Consider the following 23,916-nt stretch of genomic DNA (forward strand, 5'->3'; position numbering starts at 1 on the left):
CAAGTGTTGCTTGCAGTGCTTGTTCTATATTCACAAAAAATCCGTAGTTAGTTTCCTAACTACGGATTTTGCATGATCGCTTGGATCGGTCAACCGGTCATTTTCTTAACTGATCGGCATTAGCCATTAGGCTCCTTTTTCGGTGTAAGTAATATTTTTACACGTCTAGATTAACTACGCGTAGAGCGTTAGTTTCGATAAACTCTCTACGAGGCTCTACTTGATCACCCATTAGAGTGGCAAATAATTGATCTGCGCCAACAGCATCTTCAATTGTTACTTGTAACATACGACGAGCACTAGGATCCATTGTTGTTTCCCAAAGCTGGCTTGGGTTCATTTCACCCAGTCCTTTATAGCGTTGAATGTAGATCCCGCGCTTAGATTCTGTGATCAACCATTCCAAAGCATCCACAAAGTTATCAACAGGTTTTGTTTTCTCACCACGTTGAATATAAGCACCTTCTTTTAGGATGTTTGCAATGTTAGTACCAGTCACAGCAATGCGTTGGTAGTCACGTGATGCAATAAAGTCATAATGAAGTACATGTGCTTTATCAACACCGTGCTGACGAATATTCACAACCGGGTAATACATATTACGCTCAGCGTCAAACTCTGTACCCGCATGGAAAATAGTTGCATCTTCATCACGTGCAATTAGGTCATCAACTAACTCTTTTGTCCAAGCAATTACTTTAGCTTCGTCAGAAAGGTCATCAGTTTTCAACTCTGTTTGGTAGATTAAGCGCTCCATTACCGTGTTAGGATATTTACGCTTTAAACGCTCAATAACTTTAACTGTATTTTGGTAATCGTGAACGACTTTCTCTAGCGCTTCACCTTCTAGCGCAGGAGCATCTGCACTTGGATATAAAGCAGCATTATTAAGCGCAAGCGACGTTAAGTATTCTACTAATGCAGGATCATCTTTAATATAACGCTCTTGCTTACCTTTTTTCACTTTATAAAGTGGTGGTTGAGCAATATAAATATAACCGCGTTCTACAATTTCAGGCATTTGACGATAGAAGAATGTTAGTAGTAACGTACGAATGTGAGAACCATCCACGTCCGCATCGGTCATGATGATGATACGGTGATAACGTAATTTCTCAGGGTTATATTCGTCACGACCAATACCACACCCTAATGCAGTAATTAGTGTTGCTACTTCTTGCGAAGATAACATTTTATCAAAACGTGCTTTTTCTACGTTTAATATTTTACCTTTAAGCGGAAGAATAGCTTGGTTTTTACGGTTACGTCCCTGCTTGGCTGATCCGCCAGCAGAGTCCCCTTCCACTATATATAGTTCAGATTGGGCTGGGTCTTTTTCTTGGCAATCAGCTAGCTTACCTGGTAAGCCTGCTAAGTCCATTGCACCTTTACGTCGTGTCATTTCACGGGCTTTACGCGCCGCTTCACGAGCACGTGAGGCATCAATAATCTTACCTACAACAATTTTGGCATCAGTTGGGTTTTCTAGTAAAAACTCAGTGAATTTTTCAGCCATTGCTTGTTCAACCGCAGATTTAACTTCACTTGATACTAGCTTGTCTTTAGTTTGTGATGAGAACTTAGGATCAGGAACTTTAACACTAACAACAGCCGTTAAGCCTTCACGGGCATCATCACCGGTAGCATTGCTGGTTGTTTTAGCTTTTTTGTTAAACCCTTCTTTTTCCATGTAGTTATTAAGTGTACGTGTTAGCGCTGATCTAAAACCGGCTAAGTGAGTACCACCATCACGTTGTGGAATATTATTTGTGAAACAGTAAATGTTTTCTTGGTATGCATCATTCCACTGCATTGATACTTCAACACTAATACCATCTTCTTCACGTTCGTGAGTAAAATGGAACACACCTTTATGTATAGGTGTTTTATTGCGGTTTAAGTACTCTACGAAAGCTTGAATACCGCCTTCATATTTAAAGTGGTCAGATTTATTTTCTTCACGCTCATCATTTAAGATGATGCTCACACCTGAGTTTAGGAATGAAAGCTCGCGTAAACGCTTAGCTAAAATGTCGTAATGAAAATCTAAATTTGTGAATGTTTCAGCGCTTGGCCAAAAACGTAATTCTGTACCTGTTGTTTCTGAGTCACCAATTACAGCTAAAGGTGCATCTGGAACACCCATAGTATAAAACTGCTCATGAAGCTTTCCTTCACGACGAACAGTCAGTTTTAGTTTTTCTGAAAGTGCATTTACAACAGAAACACCAACACCGTGTAAGCCACCTGATACTTTATAAGAGTTATCATCAAACTTACCACCGGCATGAAGTACCGTCATAATAACTTCGGCTGCAGATACGCCTTCTTCTTCATGGATAGAAGTTGGGATACCACGACCGTTATCTCGAACTGAGACAGAACCGTCTAAGTGAATCGTTACATAAATATCATCACAATGACCTGCTAAGGCTTCATCGATCGAGTTATCAACGACCTCAAACACCATGTGGTGTAAGCCTGTGCCATCATCGGTGTCCCCAATATACATTCCAGGACGCTTTCTTACTGCGTCTAATCCTTTAAGTACTTTAATACTCGACGAGTCATAATTCTCAGACATGGTTAATCCCACTTATCTTGTTATTAGGTTGCCATGTTTCACGTGGAACATTTGTAGTTCTCGTTGCATGGGTTCCACCACAGCAGAAATACTTTCAGATAAAATTGAAGAGATAAAAATTTGAGAACTGCAGTGAGCAAGTAATTGTCCCACTTTCTCTTTTGTATCTTCGCCTAGTTCTGAAGGTAGATCATCTATTAGCAATATAGATTGCTTATCTGTCTCTGACTCAATTAAGCTATTTTGCGTAACTTTCAACGCATACAATAATAGCTTTAATTGACCGCGTGAGAATGTATTCTCCACACTGTTGCCAGCGACACTAAAACTAAAATCGGCCTTATGAGGGCCTTTACTTGTAAACCCTTGGCGAGCATCTCGCTCAAAGTTTTGCTCTAACGCATCTGCAAGAGATTCAGTCTCTTTCCAGCCTGCGCTAAAGGTCATTTCTAAATCACGTACAAGCGTTAATTCTGCACACATTTTATCAAAAAATTGCTGCTTAAACCTACTTATATACGCCAATCTTAATTTATTTATTTCTTCAGCCAGTCTAACAAATTCTTTGTCCCAAAACTTAATTTGGTCAAAATAATTCTTGGGCTTAGTTTTTAACAATGCATTACGTTGTTTAAGTACTTTATTAAATGATTGCCACAAAAAAAAGAACTCATGTTCCACGTGGAACAAACCTAAATCTAAAAACTTTCTGCGCTCTTTAGGTCCACCAAAAAACAAAGAATAACTCTCTGGTGTAATAATTTGTACAGGCATAAGTTGAGCGAGTTCTGATATCTTACGGCTCGCCTTACCTTGAATTTTTAAATTGGTCTCACCCGTTTGCGTTTTACTAATACCAATTGGAATTGATAAATCGTGTATTGTTTTACGCCCGTGAATTACAAATTGCTCTTGCTGGTGCGCAATAATACTTTTGTGTTTTGGAGTACGAAAAGATTTGCCATGAGAAAGGTAATATATAGCCTCTAAAAGGCTGGTTTTTCCGCTGCCATTTTCACCATAAATTATATTAACGCCGTTGACTGGTTCTAGCGTCAGCGCCTCAATATTACGAAAATATTTGAGGCTCAAATGACTTAAGCTCATTATGTATTTATAGTCTTATAAACGCATAGGCATAACAACGTACATTGCTTCTTCATCGCCTGCACCTTCAATTAATGCACTGCTGTTTGAGTCGGCTAATGTAAATAGTACGTCTTCTGTTTTTAATGTGTTTAGTACATCTAATACGTAAGACACGTTGAATCCTATTTCTAGGTCCGCGCCTTCGTAACTTACTTCAACAACTTCTTCAGCTTGTTCTTGCTCTGGGTTATTGGCAGTAATTTTTAATAAACCGTTTGATAGGTTTAAGCGTACACCACGAAATTTTTCATTCGATAAAATAGACACTCGTTGAAACGCATTTCGTAACCATTCTCGGTTAGCTGTAATTACTTTGTCACCACCACGTGGTAATACACGACGGTAATCAGGAAAGCGTCCATCAACTAGCTTACTTGTAAATGTAAACTCAATATCAATAATACGGATATGGTTAGCACCAAACTGAATTGTTACCAATTCATCGTCAGCTACCATAAGGCGCATAATTTCTTGCACACCTTTGCGAGGTATAATTAATTGACGTTGAGTGTTAAGCGATTGCGTTAATTGCTTTTGTGCAATAGCTAAACGGTGACCATCTGTTGCTACTGTTTTTATGTCTGTATTATCTACTTCAAAAGACATACCGTTTAAGTAATAACGTACGTCTTGATTCGCCATCGAAAAATGCGTGCTTTCAAGTAACTTACGAAGCTCTAAACGAGTTAGTTGAAATTCAACCTCACCATCCCACTGCTCTAAATTAGGAAAATCATCAGCTGATAAAGTCGTTAATGAAAAACGGCTTTTACCACTGGTTAAAAGTAATTGGTGCTCTTGCAAGCTTAAAGTAATGTCTGAACCGTCTGGTAGACTTTTACAAATATCGAGTAACTTTTTAGCGGGTAACGTTAGTTTTGTATCGGCAATATCATCACCTACAAATACGCCAGAAACTAATTCAATTTCAAGGTCAGTACCCGTCATTGAAAGTTGTCCGTTTTCTACCACTAACAAAACGTTAGATAAGATTGGTAGCGTGTGTTTGCGCTCTATTGCACCCGACACTTGCACCAATGGCTTTAAAAATTGTTGTCTTGATATTGTTATTTGCATAATAAAGTCAGCCCTAAGATGACAATGTTCTTATTAAGTTTTGGTAATCTTCTTTAATTTCGTGGCTTTCGTCACGTAGTGATTTTATCTTACGACATGCGTGTAATACGGTCGTGTGATCGCGTCCACCAAATGCGTCACCAATCTCAGGTAAGCTGTGATTAGTTAATTCTTTAGATAATGCCATGGCAACTTGGCGTGGCCTTGCTATAGAGCGGCTGCGGCGCTTAGACAATAGATCTGACACTCGAATTCGGTAGTACTCAGCAACGGTGCGCTGAATATTATCTATCGTAACCAGCTTATCTTGCAAGGCAAGTAAATCGCGTAGTGCTTCTTTTACAAAATCAATCGAAATTGGACGACCTGTAAAATTAGCATTAGCAATTACACGGTTAAGTGCGCCTTCTAGTTCACGTACATTTGAACGTAATTTTTTGGCGATAAAAAAGGCAACTTCATGTGGTAAGTTAATCTTACTTTGCTGTGCTTTTTTCATCAAAATAGCAACGCGAGTTTCAAGCTCTGGTGGCTCAATCGCGATTGTTAATCCCCAACCAAAACGTGATTTAAGACGGTCTTCGACCCCTTCAATCTCTTTTGGATAACGGTCAGAGGTTAAAATAATTTGTTGGTTGCCTTCAAGCAATGCATTAAAGGTATGAAAAAACTCTTCTTGTGAACGCTCTTTATTAGCAAAAAATTGAATATCATCAATCATTAATGCGTCAACACTGCGGTAATAGCGCTTAAATTCTTCTATCGCATTATTTTGCAGTGCCTTTACCATATCTTGAACAAAGCGTTCTGAATGCATGTAAACAATTTTAGCATCTGGCTTGTTTGCCATAATGCCGTTACCTACTGCATGTAATAAGTGAGTTTTACCTAAACCAGTACCACCGTAAATAAATACAGGGTTAAAAGCAGAGCCAGGATTATCGGCAACTTGAGTGGCCGCTGCTTTTGCTAATTGGTTTGACTTACCCTCAACAAAGCTGTCAAAGGTATAGTTTTCTTTAATGTTAGATTTGTAACCTGACTTAGGTGCAGGTTCAACAACAGGCTTTTGCTCACGAGGCTGTTGTTTTGTAGAAGCTTGTGGTGCTGATTGTGTTTCTATAACCGGTGCAGCTTGTGCATTTAATAAAGGCTTACTACCTACATCAAAACGTAGCTTTGGTGCTTCAACACCACAAATTTCTACTAATAATTCGTTAATTCTATTTAGGTACTTTTCTCTTACCCAATCAAGCACAAAGCGATTAGGTGCATAAATCGTCAAGGTATCTTCGGTACTTTCTGCTTGTAGTGGTCTTACCCACATACTGAATTGCTGCGAAGGCAGCTCATCTTGCAATACATATAAACAACTTTGCCAAACCGACAGATACACAGTTAAACTCCCAGAGATATAATTTTTATTCCCGCACATCATTAATGATTATAAATCATGCATTTATTGCGTTCAAATGGTCCAATAAGCGACCCAAGACCGCGTATTATGAAGGCACTTTATCCACAAGTAAAAGATTGATTTTTATAAAATTGTTGATATCGATGTATAAAACCATTAACAACCTGATTTAAAACAGTTTTTATTTTAGAACCGAAGAGGAGATCATAACAAAATAACACCAAGATCGCGAACCAAATTTACGATCCAATTTTCTTTTCCCCCGCTTTTATTCACTTTTTATACAGGGGCTGTGGAAAACTTCTTATTTATGATGATCCTATCAGATCGCCCTACACGATCTCTTTATGGACCATAAGTAGGCTATATACTGCGAACGTAATTATGATTGACTTTACGTTACTTACTCTATAATATCTCGCGCTCGCAATGGCACCTATGCCAGGATCGCGACCTGTATAGGATGTTTTAACTTTAACCGATCGGATGAGATTGTTATGAAAAGAACTTTTCAACCTAGCGTTTTAAAACGCAAACGTGCACACGGCTTCCGTGCTCGCATGGCAACTGTAAATGGCCGTAAAGTATTAGCACGTCGCCGCGCTAAAGGCCGCAAAGTTCTTTCTGCTTAATTTATAAGTGGAAGACTTTAGCTTTGGCAGGGAGTTACGTCTGTTAACTCCCTCGCATTACTCTCGCATATTTAATGAACCCGCTCGGGCTGCAACTCCTTTCTTTACTCTATTAGCTAAACCAAATGACCAAGAAAAACCTCGGCTAGGTCTTACTGTTGCTAAAAAACGCGTAAAAAAGGCATGCCAACGAAACCGTATTAAACGTCTCGCTCGCGAAAGTTTTCGTTTAAATCAACACAGCATCGATAATATTGATATTGTGCTTATGGTGAAAAGTGGTATTGATGAACAGTCTAATGAAGAATTAACCAAACAACTTACTAAATTATGGCGAAAAATTAACGAACGCTGTAAACCAGGTGCACCTAAACCGCCACCTTTTAAGAAACGCCCAAACAAATCAGCTAAATCTAATAAACAAACCTAATTGCAATAGAATTGCAGGGTTAATTAATGTATCTTTAGCTCACCTTTTAATCATGCATTTAAAATTTCTAATTGAGTCTTTAAATACATGATATCTATCTCACTAAACTTAAGTAGGGGCATAAACATCATGAGGTTAATTAAACCACTTGTTGCTTTTCCTAAGATTTGTTTAGTGTTATTTATCCGCGGTTATCAAAAGTGGATTAGCCCGCTGTTAGGTCCGCATTGTCGTTTTAATCCAAGCTGCTCACATTATGCAATTCAAGCAATTAATTTGCATGGATTTATAAAAGGTAGTTGGTTAGCTTTAAAACGCATATTAAAATGCCATCCTTTACATTCAGGTGGAGACGACCCCGTACCTGAAAAATTAACCCATATTAACCACCAACACGAGAAATAAGAGCTGTTATGGAATCGCAACGCACGTTTTTATTAATTGGCCTAATGCTAGTGTCGTTTTTATTGTTCCAAGAATGGGATAATGATTACAACAAGCCTAAAGCCGATCCAAGTGCCACAACACAAACACTACAAGCAAATTCACCAGAGTCGGATGATTATATTCCTTCATCGTCAGATTCAGGTTTACCCACTTCAACAACTTTAGCTAAACGTTCAGTTATTGAAATCACAACTGACGTTTTTAAAGTTAAAATTGACACCAAAGGCGGTGACATTGTTGAAACAGACCTTCTTCAATACGAAGAAACTAAAGGAAGTGACACTCCTTATATGCTTCTTGGTCAGCTTGATAGTGGCAAACAATACTTTTCACAAAGTGGCTTAATTGGCTTAAATGGCCCTGATGCATCAGCTAATGGTCGCCCTACTTATAGTACCGAACAAAAATCATATACCTTAACGAGTGATGAGCTTCGCGTTCCACTTCAGTTTACTGATAGTAATGGTGTTAGTTTTACTAAAACGTATGTATTCAAAAAAGGTCAGTATGACGTAGGCTTAGAATACAAAGTTAACAACACTACCAGCGCACCTCTTCAAGTACAGCTATACACGCAAATTAAGCGTACCGTACAAGAAAAAGGTAGCATGGTTGATCAAAACTATTTAGGTGCTGCATACGGTACTGACGAAGAACCATACGAAAAGTATAGTTTTTCGGATATGGCTGGTAAAAACCTAAACAAAAACACGCAAGGTGGTTATGTTGCATTTATACAACATTACTTTGTAAGTGCTTGGGTTCCAATGCAGGATCAAACAAATACAATTTATAGCTTAATTACAAAAAGTAATGCCGCTATTATTGGTGCTAAAGATCCCGCTGTAAATATTCAAGCTGGTAGTGAGCAAACACTAACTGCTACTTATTATATGGGCCCGAAAGAGTCAGATATTCTTGAAGCGATTCATCCAGACTTAGACTTAACTGTAGATTACGGTTGGTTATGGTTTATTTCGCAACCTTTATTTGTATTGCTAAAATGGCTACATAGCATTTTAGGTAACTGGGGTGTAGCAATTATTGCCATCACTATTATCGTTAAATCGTTAATGTACCCACTTACTAAAGCGCAATACACTTCAATGGCAAAAATGCGTGCCCTACAGCCTAAAATGGCAGCTCTTAAAGAAAAGTTTGGTGATGACCGTCAAAAGTTCGGCCAAGCAACTATGGAAATGTACAAAAAAGAAAAAGTTAACCCAATGGGTGGCTGTTTCCCTATTTTGCTACAAATGCCAATTTTCTTAGCCTTGTTCTACGTATTCTTAGAGTCTACTGAACTTCGCCATGCTGAATTTATTTTTTGGTTAACTGACCTTTCTGCACAAGACCCGTACTACGTATTACCAATCTTGTTTGGTGCGAGTATGTTTGTGACGCAAAAACTACAGCCTATGACGGTAACTGATCCAATGCAGCAAAAAATGATGACCTTTATGCCGGTTATCTTCTCTGTATTCTTCTTATGGTTCCCATCGGGTTTAGTTCTTTACTGGTTAGTGTCTAACCTTATTTCTATTGTCCAGATGTTAATCATCTACCGTGGCATGGAAAAGAAAGGAATTAAAGTGAGAGGCTAGCGCCTATACCCAAGCCACATCAAGATGCAAAATTCAGCGTTTCACAGGGGCTTAAGATCAAGGCGTTACTTTGCAAGAATGGCAGTCCCTTTTAAAAAGTAACAACGATGAAATTAAGTACCTGTGAAACGCCCAAAGGGTTGGTTTAAAAGCGATTTATACTGCGTTATTGATTTTAACAATAGAACCACTATTATTCTCAATCAATGCCTTGCCTAAATAGCTTTTAACTCCAACTGAAACTCGCATCTTGAGATGGCTTGGGTATATTACTTATATAAAGGCGACTTCGGTCGCCTTTTTTATTGCCTGTTTTTCACCAGAGTATTCGCGAGTGTTTATTTCATAGGTTACAATACCGCCATAAAGTTACTCATCGTTGGCAAATTAATAGCATGATCAATCAAGATACAATTGCAGCACAAGCAACAGCGCCTGGACGTGGTGGTGTTGGTATTATTCGCGTTTCAGGCAACCTTGCTAAAAGTGTCGCCGAAAAAGTAGTAGGTAAAATTCCTAAAGTTCGTTACGCCGATTACGTACCATTTAAAAGCCTTGCTGGCGAGCAACTTGACCAAGGTATTGCCATTTACTTTGCAGGTCCTAACTCATTTACTGGTGAAGACGTACTTGAATTACAAGGCCACGGCGGTCCTGTAGTACTTGATATGCTACTTAAAGAAATTAGTAAAATAGAGGGCGTTCGTTTAGCAAAGCCTGGTGAGTTTTCTGAGCGTGCATTTATGAACGATAAGCTTGATTTAACACAAGCAGAAGCCATCGCCGACTTAATTAATGCAACGAGCGAGCAAGCCGCTAAAAGCGCCCTGCAATCGCTACAAGGTGAATTTTCTAAGCACATAGAAACGCTTGTAGAAAAAGTAATTCACTTACGTATGTATGTAGAAGCCGCAATTGATTTTCCAGATGAAGAAATTGATTTTTTATCAGACGGTAAGGTATCAGGCGACTTAGACACCATCATTACCCAGCTTAATACCGTAACCAACCAAGCCAAGCAAGGCAGCATCATGCGCGAAGGTATGCGTGTTGTTATTGCTGGTCGCCCAAATGCCGGTAAATCAAGCCTACTAAACGCCCTAGCCGGTCGTGAAGCTGCAATCGTAACAGAAATAGCCGGTACCACTCGCGACGTACTACGAGAGCATATACATATAGATGGTATGCCACTGCATATTATAGATACCGCAGGCCTACGAGAGAGCCCTGACCGCGTAGAACAAATAGGTATTGAACGGGCGTGGGATGAAATAAACCAAGCCGATCGCGTTTTATTTATGCTTGATGGCACTGACACTATAGATACTGACCCGCATAAAATTTGGCCTGAATTTATGGCCAAATTACCAGAAGGTATGGGGGTTACGGTCATCAGAAATAAAGCTGATTTATCGGGTGATATAGTCGGAATGGAGCAAGAGCAACAATACCCGGTCATCAGCTTAAGTGCTAAAAATGCTGACGGTATTGAACTTGTTCGCGAGCATTTAAAAGCCTGTATAGGCTTTCAAGGCGCAACAGAGGGTGGCTTTATGGCGCGCCGTCGTCATTTGGATGCGCTAGAGAGTGCTGCGTATCATTTAGAAACAGGTAAAACACAATTAGAAATGCACATTGCTGGTGAAATATTGGCTGAAGAACTACGTTTAACACAGCAGTATTTAAACGAAATAACCGGTGAATTTACCTCAGACGACTTACTTGGCAAAATATTTAGCTCATTTTGTATTGGTAAATAAGCACCTTATTACAGATATATGTTTATTATAAGAGCACTTAGGTGCTCTTTTTTTATGTAAAATATTCGCTATAAAATATTTATATGTACCGTCAATCCCAGCCAGATCATGTAGATTAGACAGTGAAAAGAGCCTTTAAGTAAGGTATTAATAGCGCAAGTAACACCCATTTTAAGGTCAAAACCGATACATATTTCAAACAAAAATACGTTTTAAAATCGTTATCCTCCACACAAAAGTTAGTTATAAATAGCTTTTTTATAATTACCTAGCTCATAAAAACTAATGTTATTTGCTCAATTTAAGAGCTAAAACGTGACGATAAACACTCTAAATAATCAACTTTATACAACATATGGACAGACGATCACTGCGGCTTTTTAATAAAAATGACTCGAGATTTGAGTGCATCAAACTTTTGATCTACTAATCCACCAGCAAAATACATAAAAAAAGCAGCTATAAATACGCATTAAATTAAATACATTGAGATCACTTATCCACAAAACCTAATTTTTAGCTCAAATAAATAGTAAATTGAGCCACCTCGCAGAGAAAAACCTAATGATCTATTAAAAATTATCTGTTTATAAGCTTATTTTTAATTAATTTCGTTAGATCAGCCCAATTAGATCATTTAATAAAATTATTTTCGATCTAAATTTAAGGTTATCAACAACCTTTATATCCACATTATGATCACCTTGTGCTTTTTATGCCTAGATTTATAATTAAGTCTTTCACTAAATAGTAATATCAATAACTTAGCGATTATTAAACAACCTAAAAGGAGTGTTTAAACAGAGCTTTCCCCACTGTTATCAACAACTTGATCAGAAGATTACATTTAAAGATATTTTGTTAACTCCTATAATATCAATAACTTAGGGAGCCGCTTTCAAATAAGAATAAAATTAGCACAAAAATAGTTATACAAAAAAGCACTCTTAACTTTACTGTTACTCACACTCAGTTATCATAGGCAGCAATTAAAACCAATGTGATCACTAATATTCATGAGTTCAGTAAATCTTATTGTTGGCAGCCAAATGGGATCAGCCGAGTATGTTGCAGAGCAACTAAGCGACGCGCTTAATAACCTTGGTATTACTACACAACTACATGATCAACCTGAATTTAGCGATATTGATCAGCAAAATACCATTTGGTTAATTTGCACATCTACTTATGGTGCAGGTGATTATCCTGAAAACTTTATTAGCTTTGTTGAAGATGTGACTCAAGCTAATGATTTATCGGAATTAAAATACTCAGTAATCGCTTTAGGTGATACCAGTTATGACACTTACAACCAAGCTGGACGTAATATAGATGCCTTATTATCTCAAAAAGGCGCTATAAAAGTAGCAGAACGCTTAGAGCTTAATATTCTCGATGAAGCACTACCAGAAGACACAGCATTAGCATGGTTAGACTTTTGGATAACCAAAACAGGCTTAAAATAGATAGATCAAGTAAAAAGTTATATATAAAGTTACTCACAATTTACTAATAATTTAATAGATTTTGTGGATAAAGATTGAATAAACTGCTTTTTAAAGCATGCTTATCCATGGGATAAGATCCAACTGATTCAGCCCTGTGCATAAGGTGCCTTTTTGATCAGAGCTTATTTGCTGGATGATCCGATCATATTAACACCTTTAGATCTGATCTAATTTCATGTTTTAAATGAAGATCTAAACCTTATCAACAGAAAAGCTGATCAGTAGTAGTAATAGTAATAAAAGATCTCTTTAAAAGATCCTTTATATTATTAGAGATCACATACTTAGATCTTGCTCTTTGTTTAATCATTTATCTTCTGCCAATTTCTAGGTAGAATACGCTCCCTTTTGAAGTTTACCGGTTTGATTTAAGTAGGATCCCATTAATGATTTTTCACGAAAATTTTGACGTTATCGTAGTAGGTGGTGGACATGCTGGCACTGAAGCCGCATTAGCAGCTGCCCGTATGGGGATGAATACCCTGCTACTGACTCACAATATGGATACCCTTGGTCAAATGTCTTGTAACCCAGCGATTGGTGGGATTGGCAAAGGTCATTTGGTAAAAGAAATTGATGCGCTTGGCGGTGCAATGGCACAGGCCATTGACAAAGGCGGGATCCAATTTCGCACACTAAACTCTTCAAAAGGACCTGCTGTTCGTGCAACTCGAGCACAAGCAGATCGCGCTTTGTACAAAGCAGCTATTCAAACAACATTACAAAATCAAGATAACCTTAAGATTTTTCAACAATCATGTGATGATCTTATTGTTGAAAACGATCGTGTTACTGGCGTAGTAACTCAAATGGGTTTACGTTTTAGTGCTCCAAGTGTTGTTTTAACCGTGGGTACCTTTTTAGGCGGCCAAATACACATTGGTTTAGAAAATTACAAAGGCGGTCGTGCTGGTGATCCACCATCAATTGCATTGGCTGAACGTTTACGCGAACACCCTTTTAGAGTGGATCGCTTAAAAACAGGTACTCCGCCACGTATTGATGCACGTACTGTTGATTTTACAAAGATGGAAGCACAGCCTGGTGATATGCCAACACCTGTATTTTCATTTATGGGTAAACAATCAGATCACCCACAACAAATACCGTGTTACATCACTTACACAAACGAAAAAACACATGATGTTATTCGTAAAAACCTACATCGCTCACCTATGTACTCAGGTGTTATTGAAGGTATTGGTCCACGTTACTGCCCATCAATTGAAGATAAAATTGTACGTTTTGCGGATAAAGATAAGCACCAAATATTTGTTGAACCTGAAGGCTTAACATCATACGAATTATATCCAAATGGTATTTCTACTAGTTTACCGTTTGATGTACAACTTGAGATTGTGCAATCTATTTCTGGTTTTGAAAATGCACATATTTGTCGACCAGGCTATGCAATAGAATATGACTACTTTGATCCACGCGATTTAAAGCAGTCTTTAGAAACAAAATTTATCGAAGGCTTATTTTTCGCGGGTCAAATTAACGGGACTACCGGTTATGAAGAAGCGGGTGCACAAGGCTTAATTGCAGGTATGAATGCTGCATTAAAAGTGCAAGGTAAAGATTCTTGGACGCCACGTCGCGATGAAGCTTACGTCGGCGTATTAATTGACGACTTAGCAACACTAGGTACGAAAGAACCGTACCGGATGTTTACTAGCCGTGCCGAATACCGTTTACTACTTCGTGAAGATAATGCAGATATTCGCTTAACTGAAAAAGGCCGTGAGCTGGGTTTAGTTAATGACGAACGTTGGCAGGCATTTAACGAAAAAATGGAAGTAATTGAGAAAGAAAAACAACGCATTAAAGATACGTGGATTCATAAAGATCACGTCGTTGTTGATCAAGTAAATGCATTACTAAAAACACCATTAACTCGTGAAGCAAGTTTAGAAGAATTACTCCGTCGTCCAGAGATTCGTTATAACGATCTTATGGCTATTGACGGTTTAGGATCTGAATTTACAAACGTAGCAGCACTTGAACAAGTTGAGATCCATACTAAGTACGCAGGCTATATTGCGCGTCAACAAGATGAGATCAATAAGCAGCTTCGTCATGAGCAAACAATTTTACCAAAAGAGTTTGATTACAAAACTGTATCAGGTTTATCAAATGAGGTTGTTGCTAAGCTTATTGAGTCACGTCCAGACACTATTGGCCAAGCATCGCGTATTTCTGGTATCACCCCAGCGGCGATTTCGCTATTATTAGTGTATCTGAAGAAGCAAGGCTTATTACGCAAATCTGCGTAACGATAAGGGTACATAGTGTTACAGCAACAATTAACTACATTGTTAGCGCAAACTGATATTGCGCTAACAGAAAAACAACAGCAACAGCTAGTTCGTTACGTCGAGTTATTAGATAAGTGGAATAAAGCTTATAATTTAACTTCGGTACGCTTACCTGAAGAAATGATGATTAAGCATATTATGGATAGTTTAGTTGTTGCACCTCACTTACCCGGTCATCATTATATTGATGTTGGCACAGGGCCTGGCCTTCCGGGCATTGTATTGGCGATTGCATTACCTAACACACAATTTGTGTTACTAGATAGTCTAGGTAAACGCGTTCGCTTTTTAATGCATGTTAAACATGAGCTTGGCCTTGATAACGTAACACCTGTTCAGTCAAGAGTTGAAGAATATCAGCCAAGTGTTAAATTAGATGGCGTACTCAGTCGTGCATTTGCTTCATTACAAGATATGGTTGACTGGTGTTCGCACTTAATTGATCATTCGGGTAAATTTATAGCGCTTAAAGGTGTATACCCTGGTGAAGAGCTAGAGTCATTACCTACTGGCGTTAAGTTTGAGCAAAAAATTGCATTAGAAGTACCTAAGTTAGATGCACAACGACATTTAATTATTCTTTCTAAAGACTAGGGATCAGAGACACCGTGGCAAAAGTCATCGCATTAGCAAATCAAAAAGGTGGAGTGGGTAAAACTACAACCGCTGTAAACCTCGCTGCATCTATGGCTGCAACGAAACGTAAAGTGCTGTTAATTGATCTCGATCCGCAAGGTAATGCGACTATGGGTAGTGGCGTAGATAAATATGGCGACGTGCCAACTATTTACGACTTACTTATTGAAGATAAGCCTATAGAAGACGTTATTATCAAAGAAACGTCTGGTGAATACCATATGATTGCTGCAAACGGTGATGTTACCGCTGCAGAAGTTAAACTTATGGAATTATTTGCCCGTGAAGTGCGTTTACGCAACGCACTTGAAAAAATTCAGGACCAGTATGAATTTATTTTTATCGACTGTCCGCCCTCTCTAAATATGTTAACTGTTAACGCAATGGCCGCAGCTGATTCTATTTTAGTGCCAATGCAGTGTGAGTATTATGCACTTGAAGGATTAACCGCATTAATGGATACGATTACGCAACTTGCTAAGTTAGTAAACCCTAGCTTACAAATTGAAGGCATACTTCGTACTATGTACGATCCGCGTAATCGTTTAGCAAATGACGTATCAGAACAATTAAAACAACATTTTGGCGACAAAGTATACCGTACGGTGATCCCGCGTAATGTTCGTTTAGCAGAAGCACCTAGTTTTGGTACACCTGCTATGTATTATGACCGGGCATCAAGTGGCGCTAAAGCATATTTAGCGCTTGCTGGTGAAATGTTACGTAGAAAAGAAAAAACAGCGTCCGTTGTCGCCTAACTTTGAGGTAAAAAAATAACATGTCTGCTAAAAAACGAGGTTTAGGCCGAGGACTCGATGCACTTTTAAGTTCGTCAAAGCCTGCACCAAGCGTAAGCAAGGAACAAGACACATCAAACGTGACTGAAGCTGTAAAAAATGCGGCTGAGCCAACTAACAGTGAATTACAAAAACTCCCAATCGAGTTTTTACACTCTGGTAAATATCAACCTCGTAAAGACATGTCCGAAGAGGCACTAGAAGAGCTTGCTAGTTCTATTCGCTCACAAGGTATTATTCAACCTATAGTCGTGCGCCCTATTGCACAAAATAGTTTTGAAATTATCGCCGGTGAGCGTCGTTGGCGTGCAGCGCAAATAGCTAAGCTTGAAACAGTACCTTGTATTATAAAAGACGTACCAGATGAAGCCGCAGTTGCTATTGCGCTAATAGAAAATATTCAGCGTGAAGACTTAAATGCCATGGAAGAAGCGGTTGCGTTAAATCGTTTACTTAATGAGTTTGAATTAACACATCAACAAGTAGCAGATGCAGTTGGTAAATCACGTACTACAGTAACTAACTTACTCCGTTTAAATAATCTAAACTGTGATGTAAAAATACTGTTAGAACATGGCGATATTGAAATGGGGCATGCTCGTTGTTTATTAGCCCTTGAGGGAGAAGCACAATCAGATGCTGCTCGTTTAGCTGTGGCTAAAGCACTAACCGTTCGTGAAACCGAAAAGTTAGTTCGTTCAATTTTAGAACCAGTGCCAGCTAAAGAAATAGCTGAAAAAGATCCAGATGTTAAACAGTTAGAGCAACAACTCGCTGAAAACCTAGGTGCCAAAGTAGAAATAAATTACAACAAAAAAGGCAAAGGTAAGCTTGTTATTTCTTATACAAATTTGGACGAACTTGACGGCATTTTAAATCGCATTAACCAAGACAATACCCACCATTAGTTTTCTACATGTCTAAAAAGGGACATTTGTAGCTATTTCGTGTTACAAAGCGTCTACTCAAGTTGCAAAACTGGCAGGATTAAGTATAATTTCGCCAGTTTTCACACCCTAACAATTAGAACGCAATAAAGGTTAACTAAACGTGACTGACAAGTTAGCGAGTCCATATCGACTTGCCGTATTAAAGTTAATTTGCCTTCAGGGTGTTGTAGCATTAGTTGCTGCTGTAATTATTTGTTTTAGTTCGGGAGTCAATGCCGCACTTTCATCACTTGTTGGTGGTGTTGTCGCAGTACTTCCGCACTTTGTATTTGGTCTTTATGCATTCCGATATATGGGTGCAAGTCGAGCAAATCAAGCGTATGCCTCGTTGAAACGCGGCAACGGATTAAAATTTATGCTAACAATTGTATTGTTTGCGCTAGTACTGAAGCATTTTCCGGTAATTTTATTACCCTTTTTTAGTACTTATATACTGGCGCTCTTTACTGGATTGTTCGCACCCGTTTTTTTTAAACATTAACTTTGGGATATAACATGGCAGCAGAAGAAGTTACTCTATCTGGCCATATCCAGCACCATTTGACCAATGCTAAGATGTGTTCGACCGATACAGGTCTCGCCTTCAATAAAGCATGTACGGATAGTGGTTTCTGGACATGGCATATAGATACCCTCGCATGGTCTATCGGTTTAGGTCTTATATTTTTATGGATCTTTCGTAGTGCCGCTAAAAAATCAACACTAGGTGTACCTGGAAAATTTCAATGTTTCATTGAAATGGTAGTAGAGTTTGTTGGTGACAACGTACGTGATACTTTCCATGGTAAAAGCAAACTTATTGCACCATTAGCATTAACAATATTCGTTTGGATATTTTTAATGAACTTAATGGATTTAATACCAGTTGACTTTTTACCTGCATTAGCTGGTTTTGTTGGTGAAACTGCGTTTGGTATGGATTCACACGATGTGTACATGAAAATTGTACCAACGACTGACATCAATATGACAGCAGCGCTAGCGCTGGGTGTATTTATTTTAATGATAGGCTATTCAATTAAAATAAAAGGCATCGGTGGTTTTATTAAGGAACTAACACTTCACCCGTTTAGTTCAAATAATACTGCACTACAAATCCTTTTAATCCCGTTTAACTTATTACTTGAACTGATTGCGCTGGTTTCTAAACCGTTTTCATTAGCGCTACGTTTGTTTGGTAACTTATATGCAGGTGAATTGATTTTCATCTTGATCGGCGCTATCGGATTTATGCAATTACCATTGCATTTTGTTTGGGCTGTATTCCACATCTTAGTAATTGTATTGCAAGCATTCGTATTTATGATGTTAACAATCGTATACCTAAGTATGGCTAGCTCAGATAATCACTAATTTTTACAACCTTTAATATTTAACTTTAATTTACAATTGAAACTTTGGAGAAAAAAATGGAACTAGTATTAGGTCTTAAGTATATCGCAGTAGCTTTACTAATCGGCTTTGGTGCAATCGGCACAGCAATCGGTTTTGGTAACATGGGCGGTAAATTCCTTGAAGCATGTGCGCGTCAACCTGAGCTTGCACCTTCGCTACAAGTTAAGATGTTTATTCTTGCTGGTCTAATCGATGCTGTAGCAATGATTGGTGTTGGTATCGCTATGGTATTGTTGTTCGTACTTTAATTTTATTTTTTGAACAGCTTACTATTTAAGGAGGAGCGGTTGTGAACTTAAACGCCACTCTTATCGGTGAATTGATTGCGTTTACGGTGTTCGTATTATTTTGTATGAAATACGTATGGCCACCACTAAACGGTGCAATTGAAGCTCGCCAGAAAAAAATCGAAGATGGTTTAGCTGCCTCTGATAGAGCCGAAAAAGACTTAGAACTTGCGCAAAAGAAAGCTGCTGAACAGCTTAAAGATGCAAAAGCTCAAGCGGCTGATATCATTGATCAAGCTAAAAAGCGTGCAGTGCTAATTGTTGACGAAGAAACACTTCGTGGTCAGCAAGAGCGTGAAAGTATCATTGCTCAAGGGCACTCTGAAGTTGAGTCTGAACGTAATCGCATAACAGAAGAGCTACGTAAGCAAGTAGCAACTCTAGCTGTGATTGGTGCAGAACGTATTTTAGAGCGTGAAATTAATCAAGCCGCACATAGTGACATCGTTGAAAAACTTGTCGCTGAGCTGTAATTAGGAGGGTATGAGCATGTCTAATTTGACTACTATCGCTCGCCCATACGCTAAAGCGGCTTTTGAACTTGCCGTTGAGAAAGGCACTCTAGAAAGCTGGAATGATATGTTGTTCTTTGCAGGCCACGTAGCCAGCAATGAACAAGCATCATCTGCTTTAGCAGGTATGCCTACAGCTACTGCACAAGCTGAATTATTTATTCAACTTTGTGCTGAGCAGCTCAACGAACAAGGTCAGAACCTAGTTAAGGTGATGGCTGAAAATGGACGTTTGACAGCTCTACCTGACGTTGCTGAGTTATTTGCTGAATTTAAAGCACAATACGATAAAGAAATCGAAGTAGATGTGATTTCTGCAACTCCTCTTGTTGCTGCGCAACAAGAGTCATTGGTAGCGGCACTTGAAAAACGTTTCGCACGCAAAGTTAAGCTGAATTGTAGTGAAGACGCGTCAGTGGTTGGTGGACTTATTATTAGGTCTGGCGACACTGTAATCGACGGTACTATTCGCGGTAAATTAAGCCGCTTAGCTACAACACTACAATCGTAATTGGGAAAAAGAGCATGCAACTTAATTCCACTGAAATTTCAGATCTGATCAAACAACGTATTGAGAAGTTCGAAGTTGTAAGTGAAGCTCGTAACGAAGGTACTATTGTATCTGTTACTGACGGTATCATCCGCATCCACGGTCTTGCTGACTGTATGCAAGGTGAAATGATTGAGCTTCCTGGCAGCCGTTATGCTATCGCACTAAACCTTGAGCGCGACTCAATTGGTGCAGTAGTAATGGGTCCGTACGCTGACCTTACTGAAGGCGTAAAAGTATATACAACTGGTCGTATTTTAGAAGTTCCTGTTGGTCCTGGTCTACTTGGTCGTGTTGTAAACACACTAGGTGCTCCAATCGATGGTAAAGGCGCTTTAGATAACGACGGTTTTGAACCTGTAGAAAAAATTGCACCAGGTGTAATCGAGCGTCAATCTGTAGATGAGCCAGTACAAACTGGTTACAAATCTATCGATGCAATGATTCCAGTTGGTCGTGGTCAGCGTGAGCTTGTTATCGGTGACCGCCAAACAGGTAAAACTGCACTAGCAATCGATGCAATCATCAACCAAAAAGACACAGGCGTTAAGTGTGTGTACGTAGCGGTTGGTCAAAAAGCATCTACTATTGCTAACGTAGTACGTAAATTAGAAGAGCACGGTGCACTTGCAAATACTATCGTAGTTGTAGCATCTGCTTCTGAATCTGCGGCACTTCAGTACTTAGCACCGTTCTCGGGCTGTACTATGGGTGAATACTTCCGTGACCGTGGTGAAAACGCATTAATCGTATATGATGATTTGTCTAAGCAAGCAGTTGCTTACCGTCAAATTTCATTACTACTTAAGCGTCCACCAGGCCGTGAAGCATACCCAGGTGACGTATTCTACCTTCACTCTCGTCTTTTAGAGCGTGCATCGCGTGTAAACGCAGATTACGTTGAAAAGTTCACTAATGGTGAAGTGAAAGGTAAAACTGGTTCATTGACGGCATTGCCAATCATTGAAACTCAAGGCGGCGACGTTTCTGCGTTCGTACCGACTAACGTTATCTCTATCACCGATGGTCAGATCTTCTTAGAAACTGACTTATTCAACTCAGGTATCCGTCCGGCAGTAAATGCTGGTATCTCGGTATCGCGTGTTGGTGGTGCTGCACAAACTAAAATCGTTAAGAAACTAGGTGGCGGTATCCGTCTAGCCCTAGCTCAGTACCGTGAATTAGCTGCGTTCTCGCAGTTCGCGTCTGACCTTGATGATGCAACTCGTGCTCAACTTGAGCATGGTGAGCGTGTAACAGAGCTAATGAAGCAGAAACAGTACGCGCCAATGTCTGTTGCTGAAATGTCTTTGTCGTTATTTGCTGCTGAAAAAGGCTTCCTTCAAGACATCGAAATTTCGAAAATCGGTGACTTTGAAGCAGCTTTACTTTCGTATGCAACTAGCACATACGCAGAGCTTGTGGCTCAAATCAATGAAACTGGTAACTTGAATGCCGAGATCGAAGCGCAGCTTAAAGAACTTCTTACGAAGTTCAAGTCTACGCAAACTTGGTAATTTAGTTATTAATGGTGCGCTTTAGGAAACTAAAGCACACCTTGATTCGGAGAGAGAGTCATGGCCAGCGGAAAAGAGATTAAAAGCAAGATCGGGAGTATTAAAAATACTCAAAAGATCACTAGCGCAATGGAAATGGTTGCTGCGTCTAAAATGAAAAGGGCGCAAGAACGCGTTGCTTCAAGCCGTCCATACGCTAATAAATTACGTGAAGTAATTGGTCGTGTTGCTCAAGCAAATCTTGATTTTACTCACCCGTTCTTAAAAGATCGTGAAGTGAAACGAGTTGGTTATATTGTTATCTCTACAGACCGTGGTCTGTGTGGCGGTTTAAACTCAAACGAGTTTAAGAAAGTTGCACTTGATGTTAAAGCGTGGAAAGAGAAAGGTGTTGATGCTGAATTTGCTACTTTAGGTAGTAAGGCAGCAGGCTTCTTTCAACGTTTTGGTGGTCAACTACTCGCTAAAAAAGCGGGCCTAGGAGATAAACCTTCAGTACAAGACGTTATTGGTCCTGTAAAAATTATGCTTGATGCATTTTCTGAAGGCAAAATAGACCGTTTATTCTTGGTATATAACAAATTCGTTAATACCATGAAGCAAGAGCCAATTATAGATCAGTTACTCCCTTTGCCAAAAGCTGAAGAAGAAGTATCTGCTCACACATGGGATTACTTATACGAGCCAAACCCAGAGGCTATTTTAGAGTCTTTGTTAGTACGCTTTATTGAGTCTCAAGCATACCAAGGTGTGGTAGAAAATGCTGCCTCAGAACAGGCTGCTCGTATGGTTGCAATGAAAGCTGCAACTGATAACGCAGGTGACCTTATGGACGAGCTACAGCTTGTTTATAACAAGGCTCGCCAAGCAGCAATCACACAAGAAATTAGTGAGATTTGTTCTGGCTCAGCAGCAGTTTAATGCTTCGGGTAAAGATTAACGAGAGGAATAGACATGAGTTTAGGTAAGGTCGTCCAAATTATCGGCGCCGTTGTGGATATTGAATTTCCACAAGATAGCGTGCCAGCGGTATACCACGCACTAAGAGTAACAGATGGCGATTTAGCTGGTTTGACTTTAGAAGTTCAACAACAGCTAGGTGGCGGTGTAGTGCGTACTATCGCTATGGGTACTACTGATGGTTTACGTCGTAGTGCTTTAGTTATGAATACAGGTGAATCGATTCAAGTTCCAGTTGGTAAAGCAACACTTGGTCGTATCATGAACGTACTTGGTGAGCCAATCGATGAAGCGGGTCCAATCGGCGAAGAAGACCGTATGTCTATTCACCGTGCAGCGCCTTCATACGAAGAGCAATCAAGTTCAGTTGAGCTTTTAGAAACTGGTATTAAGGTTATCGACCTTGTATGTCCGTTTGCTAAAGGTGGTAAAGTTGGTTTATTCGGTGGTGCCGGTGTTGGTAAAACTGTAAACATGATGGAACTTATCCGTAACATCGCAATCGAGCACAGCGGCTACTCAGTATTCGCAGGTGTTGGTGAGCGTACACGTGAGGGTAACGATTTCTACCATGAGATGAACGATTCAAACGTACTTGATAAAGTATCGCTTGTATACGGTCAGATGAACGAGCCTCCAGGTAACCGTTTACGCGTAGCGTTAACAGGTCTTACTATGGCTGAAAAGTTCCGTGATGAAGGTCGCGATGTACTTTTCTTCGTAGATAATATCTACCGTTATACACTTGCTGGTACAGAAGTATCTGCACTTCTTGGTCGTATGCCATCAGCGGTAGGTTACCAGCCTACACTTGCTGAAGAAATGGGTGTGCTTCAAGAGCGTATCGCTTCAACTAAGACTGGTTCAATTACATCAATCCAAGCGGTATACGTACCTGCGGATGATTTAACAGATCCATCTCCAGCAACTACCTTTGCTCACTTAGACGCAACAGTAGTACTTTCACGTGATATCGCATCACTTGGTATCTACCCAGCGGTAGACCCACTTGATTCATCTTCACGTCAACTTGACCCACAAGTAATTGGTCAAGAGCACTACGATACAGCACGTGGCGTTCAAACAGTTCTTCAGCGTTACAAAGAACTTAAAGACATCATTGCAATCCTAGGTATGGACGAGCTTTCTGACGAAGATAAGCAACTTGTATCTCGTGCACGTAAAATCCAACGTTTCCTATCTCAGCCATTCTTCGTGGCAGAGGTGTTTACAGGCGCGTCAGGTAAATACGTATCATTGAAAGATACAATTGCTGGCTTCAAAGGCATTTTAAACGGCGAGTTTGATGAGCTTCCAGAGCAAGCGTTTTACATGGTTGGCTCTATCGAAGAAGCCCAAGAAAAAGCCAAAGGCATGTAACTAGGA

22 protein-coding genes are annotated in these 23,916 nt (G+C 39.4%); 18 read left to right on the plus strand and 4 right to left on the minus strand.

The features are described 5' to 3' along the window. Positions 1-157: 157 nt before the first annotated feature. The 4 genes from gyrB to dnaA are packed head-to-tail and all read right to left on the minus strand — an operon-like array spanning position 158 to position 6,206. Positions 158-2,584: a DNA topoisomerase (ATP-hydrolyzing) subunit B gene (gyrB, locus tag H5115_RS17895; protein ID WP_182738746.1), complete on the minus strand. Its 2,427-nt coding sequence runs from the start codon at positions 2,582-2,584 to the stop codon at positions 158-160. 12 nt (positions 2,585-2,596) lie between these two features. After that, complete coding sequence (recF, locus tag H5115_RS17900) at positions 2,597-3,691, minus strand: DNA replication/repair protein RecF (RefSeq protein ID WP_024597182.1); 1,095 nt, start codon at positions 3,689-3,691, stop codon at positions 2,597-2,599. 15 nt (positions 3,692-3,706) lie between these two features. Continuing rightward, entirely contained in the window at positions 3,707-4,810 is a 1,104-nt protein-coding gene (gene dnaN, locus H5115_RS17905) for a DNA polymerase III subunit beta (protein ID WP_004335206.1), read from the minus strand. Positions 4,811-4,823: 13 nt separating this feature from the next. Further along, on the minus strand, positions 4,824-6,206 hold the full coding sequence (gene dnaA / locus H5115_RS17910) for a chromosomal replication initiator protein DnaA (RefSeq protein ID WP_004335207.1): 1,383 nt from the start codon (positions 6,204-6,206) through the stop codon (positions 4,824-4,826). 518 nt (positions 6,207-6,724) lie between these two features. On the opposite strand from dnaA, the gene rpmH reads away from it, so the two are divergent. The 18 genes from rpmH to atpD all read left to right on the plus strand — a co-directional run bounded on the left by rpmH (position 6,725) and on the right by atpD (position 23,910). Next, on the plus strand, positions 6,725-6,859 hold the full coding sequence (rpmH, locus tag H5115_RS17915; protein ID WP_004335215.1) for a 50S ribosomal protein L34: 135 nt from the start codon (positions 6,725-6,727) through the stop codon (positions 6,857-6,859). A 7-nt stretch (positions 6,860-6,866) separates the two neighbouring features. After that, a complete protein-coding gene (gene rnpA, locus H5115_RS17920) occupies positions 6,867-7,289 on the plus strand; it encodes a ribonuclease P protein component (protein WP_004335217.1) in 423 nt (140 codons plus the stop codon). 129 nt (positions 7,290-7,418) lie between these two features. Continuing rightward, positions 7,419-7,694 (plus strand): membrane protein insertion efficiency factor YidD, encoded by a 276-nt coding sequence (yidD, locus tag H5115_RS17925; RefSeq protein WP_004335219.1) that lies wholly within the window; start codon positions 7,419-7,421, stop codon positions 7,692-7,694. An 8-nt stretch (positions 7,695-7,702) separates the two neighbouring features. Continuing rightward, on the plus strand, positions 7,703-9,340 hold the full coding sequence (gene yidC / locus H5115_RS17930; protein ID WP_182756624.1) for a membrane protein insertase YidC: 1,638 nt from the start codon (positions 7,703-7,705) through the stop codon (positions 9,338-9,340). Between the two features lie 395 nt (positions 9,341-9,735). Further along, positions 9,736-11,100 carry a tRNA uridine-5-carboxymethylaminomethyl(34) synthesis GTPase MnmE gene (mnmE, locus tag H5115_RS17935; protein WP_149594805.1) on the plus strand — a complete coding sequence of 455 codons (1,365 nt, stop codon included), beginning with the start codon at positions 9,736-9,738 and terminating at the stop codon, positions 11,098-11,100. A gap of 1,016 nt (positions 11,101-12,116) precedes the next feature. Continuing rightward, on the plus strand, positions 12,117-12,566 hold the full coding sequence (gene mioC / locus H5115_RS17940; RefSeq protein WP_004335227.1) for an FMN-binding protein MioC: 450 nt from the start codon (positions 12,117-12,119) through the stop codon (positions 12,564-12,566). 428 nt (positions 12,567-12,994) lie between these two features. After that, positions 12,995-14,884 (plus strand): tRNA uridine-5-carboxymethylaminomethyl(34) synthesis enzyme MnmG, encoded by a 1,890-nt coding sequence (gene mnmG / locus H5115_RS17945; RefSeq protein ID WP_004335230.1) that lies wholly within the window; start codon positions 12,995-12,997, stop codon positions 14,882-14,884. Positions 14,885-14,899: 15 nt separating this feature from the next. Then, entirely contained in the window at positions 14,900-15,520 is a 621-nt protein-coding gene (gene rsmG / locus H5115_RS17950) for a 16S rRNA (guanine(527)-N(7))-methyltransferase RsmG (protein WP_182756626.1), read from the plus strand. Positions 15,521-15,534: 14 nt separating this feature from the next. Continuing rightward, positions 15,535-16,320: a ParA family protein gene (locus tag H5115_RS17955; protein WP_004335235.1), complete on the plus strand. Its 786-nt coding sequence runs from the start codon at positions 15,535-15,537 to the stop codon at positions 16,318-16,320. Positions 16,321-16,340: 20 nt separating this feature from the next. Then, on the plus strand, positions 16,341-17,267 hold the full coding sequence (locus H5115_RS17960; RefSeq protein WP_182756628.1) for a ParB/RepB/Spo0J family partition protein: 927 nt from the start codon (positions 16,341-16,343) through the stop codon (positions 17,265-17,267). A gap of 142 nt (positions 17,268-17,409) precedes the next feature. Then, positions 17,410-17,790, plus strand: coding sequence for an ATP synthase subunit I (locus tag H5115_RS17965; protein ID WP_182756630.1), 381 nt, complete (start codon positions 17,410-17,412; stop codon positions 17,788-17,790). A gap of 14 nt (positions 17,791-17,804) precedes the next feature. Then, on the plus strand, positions 17,805-18,662 hold the full coding sequence (gene atpB / locus H5115_RS17970; protein WP_024597178.1) for a F0F1 ATP synthase subunit A: 858 nt from the start codon (positions 17,805-17,807) through the stop codon (positions 18,660-18,662). A 56-nt stretch (positions 18,663-18,718) separates the two neighbouring features. After that, positions 18,719-18,952, plus strand: coding sequence for a F0F1 ATP synthase subunit C (gene atpE, locus H5115_RS17975; protein ID WP_004335261.1), 234 nt, complete (start codon positions 18,719-18,721; stop codon positions 18,950-18,952). A 41-nt stretch (positions 18,953-18,993) separates the two neighbouring features. Continuing rightward, positions 18,994-19,464 (plus strand): F0F1 ATP synthase subunit B, encoded by a 471-nt coding sequence (atpF, locus tag H5115_RS17980; protein WP_004335264.1) that lies wholly within the window; start codon positions 18,994-18,996, stop codon positions 19,462-19,464. 16 nt (positions 19,465-19,480) lie between these two features. Beyond that, positions 19,481-20,014 carry a F0F1 ATP synthase subunit delta gene (atpH, locus tag H5115_RS17985; protein ID WP_008134949.1) on the plus strand — a complete coding sequence of 178 codons (534 nt, stop codon included), beginning with the start codon at positions 19,481-19,483 and terminating at the stop codon, positions 20,012-20,014. 14 nt (positions 20,015-20,028) lie between these two features. Further along, positions 20,029-21,570, plus strand: a complete 1,542-nt coding sequence (atpA, locus tag H5115_RS17990) for a F0F1 ATP synthase subunit alpha (protein ID WP_182756632.1) — start codon at positions 20,029-20,031, stop codon at positions 21,568-21,570. A gap of 60 nt (positions 21,571-21,630) precedes the next feature. After that, positions 21,631-22,491 carry a F0F1 ATP synthase subunit gamma gene (gene atpG / locus H5115_RS17995; RefSeq protein WP_007377664.1) on the plus strand — a complete coding sequence of 287 codons (861 nt, stop codon included), beginning with the start codon at positions 21,631-21,633 and terminating at the stop codon, positions 22,489-22,491. A 33-nt stretch (positions 22,492-22,524) separates the two neighbouring features. After that, entirely contained in the window at positions 22,525-23,910 is a 1,386-nt protein-coding gene (gene atpD / locus H5115_RS18000; RefSeq protein WP_004335274.1) for a F0F1 ATP synthase subunit beta, read from the plus strand. The last annotated feature ends 6 nt before the right edge of the window (positions 23,911-23,916 follow it).

It is taken from the genome of Pseudoalteromonas sp. SR44-2 (genome assembly GCF_014163745.1).
Classification (GTDB): Bacteria; Pseudomonadota; Gammaproteobacteria; order Enterobacterales; family Alteromonadaceae; genus Pseudoalteromonas; species Pseudoalteromonas distincta.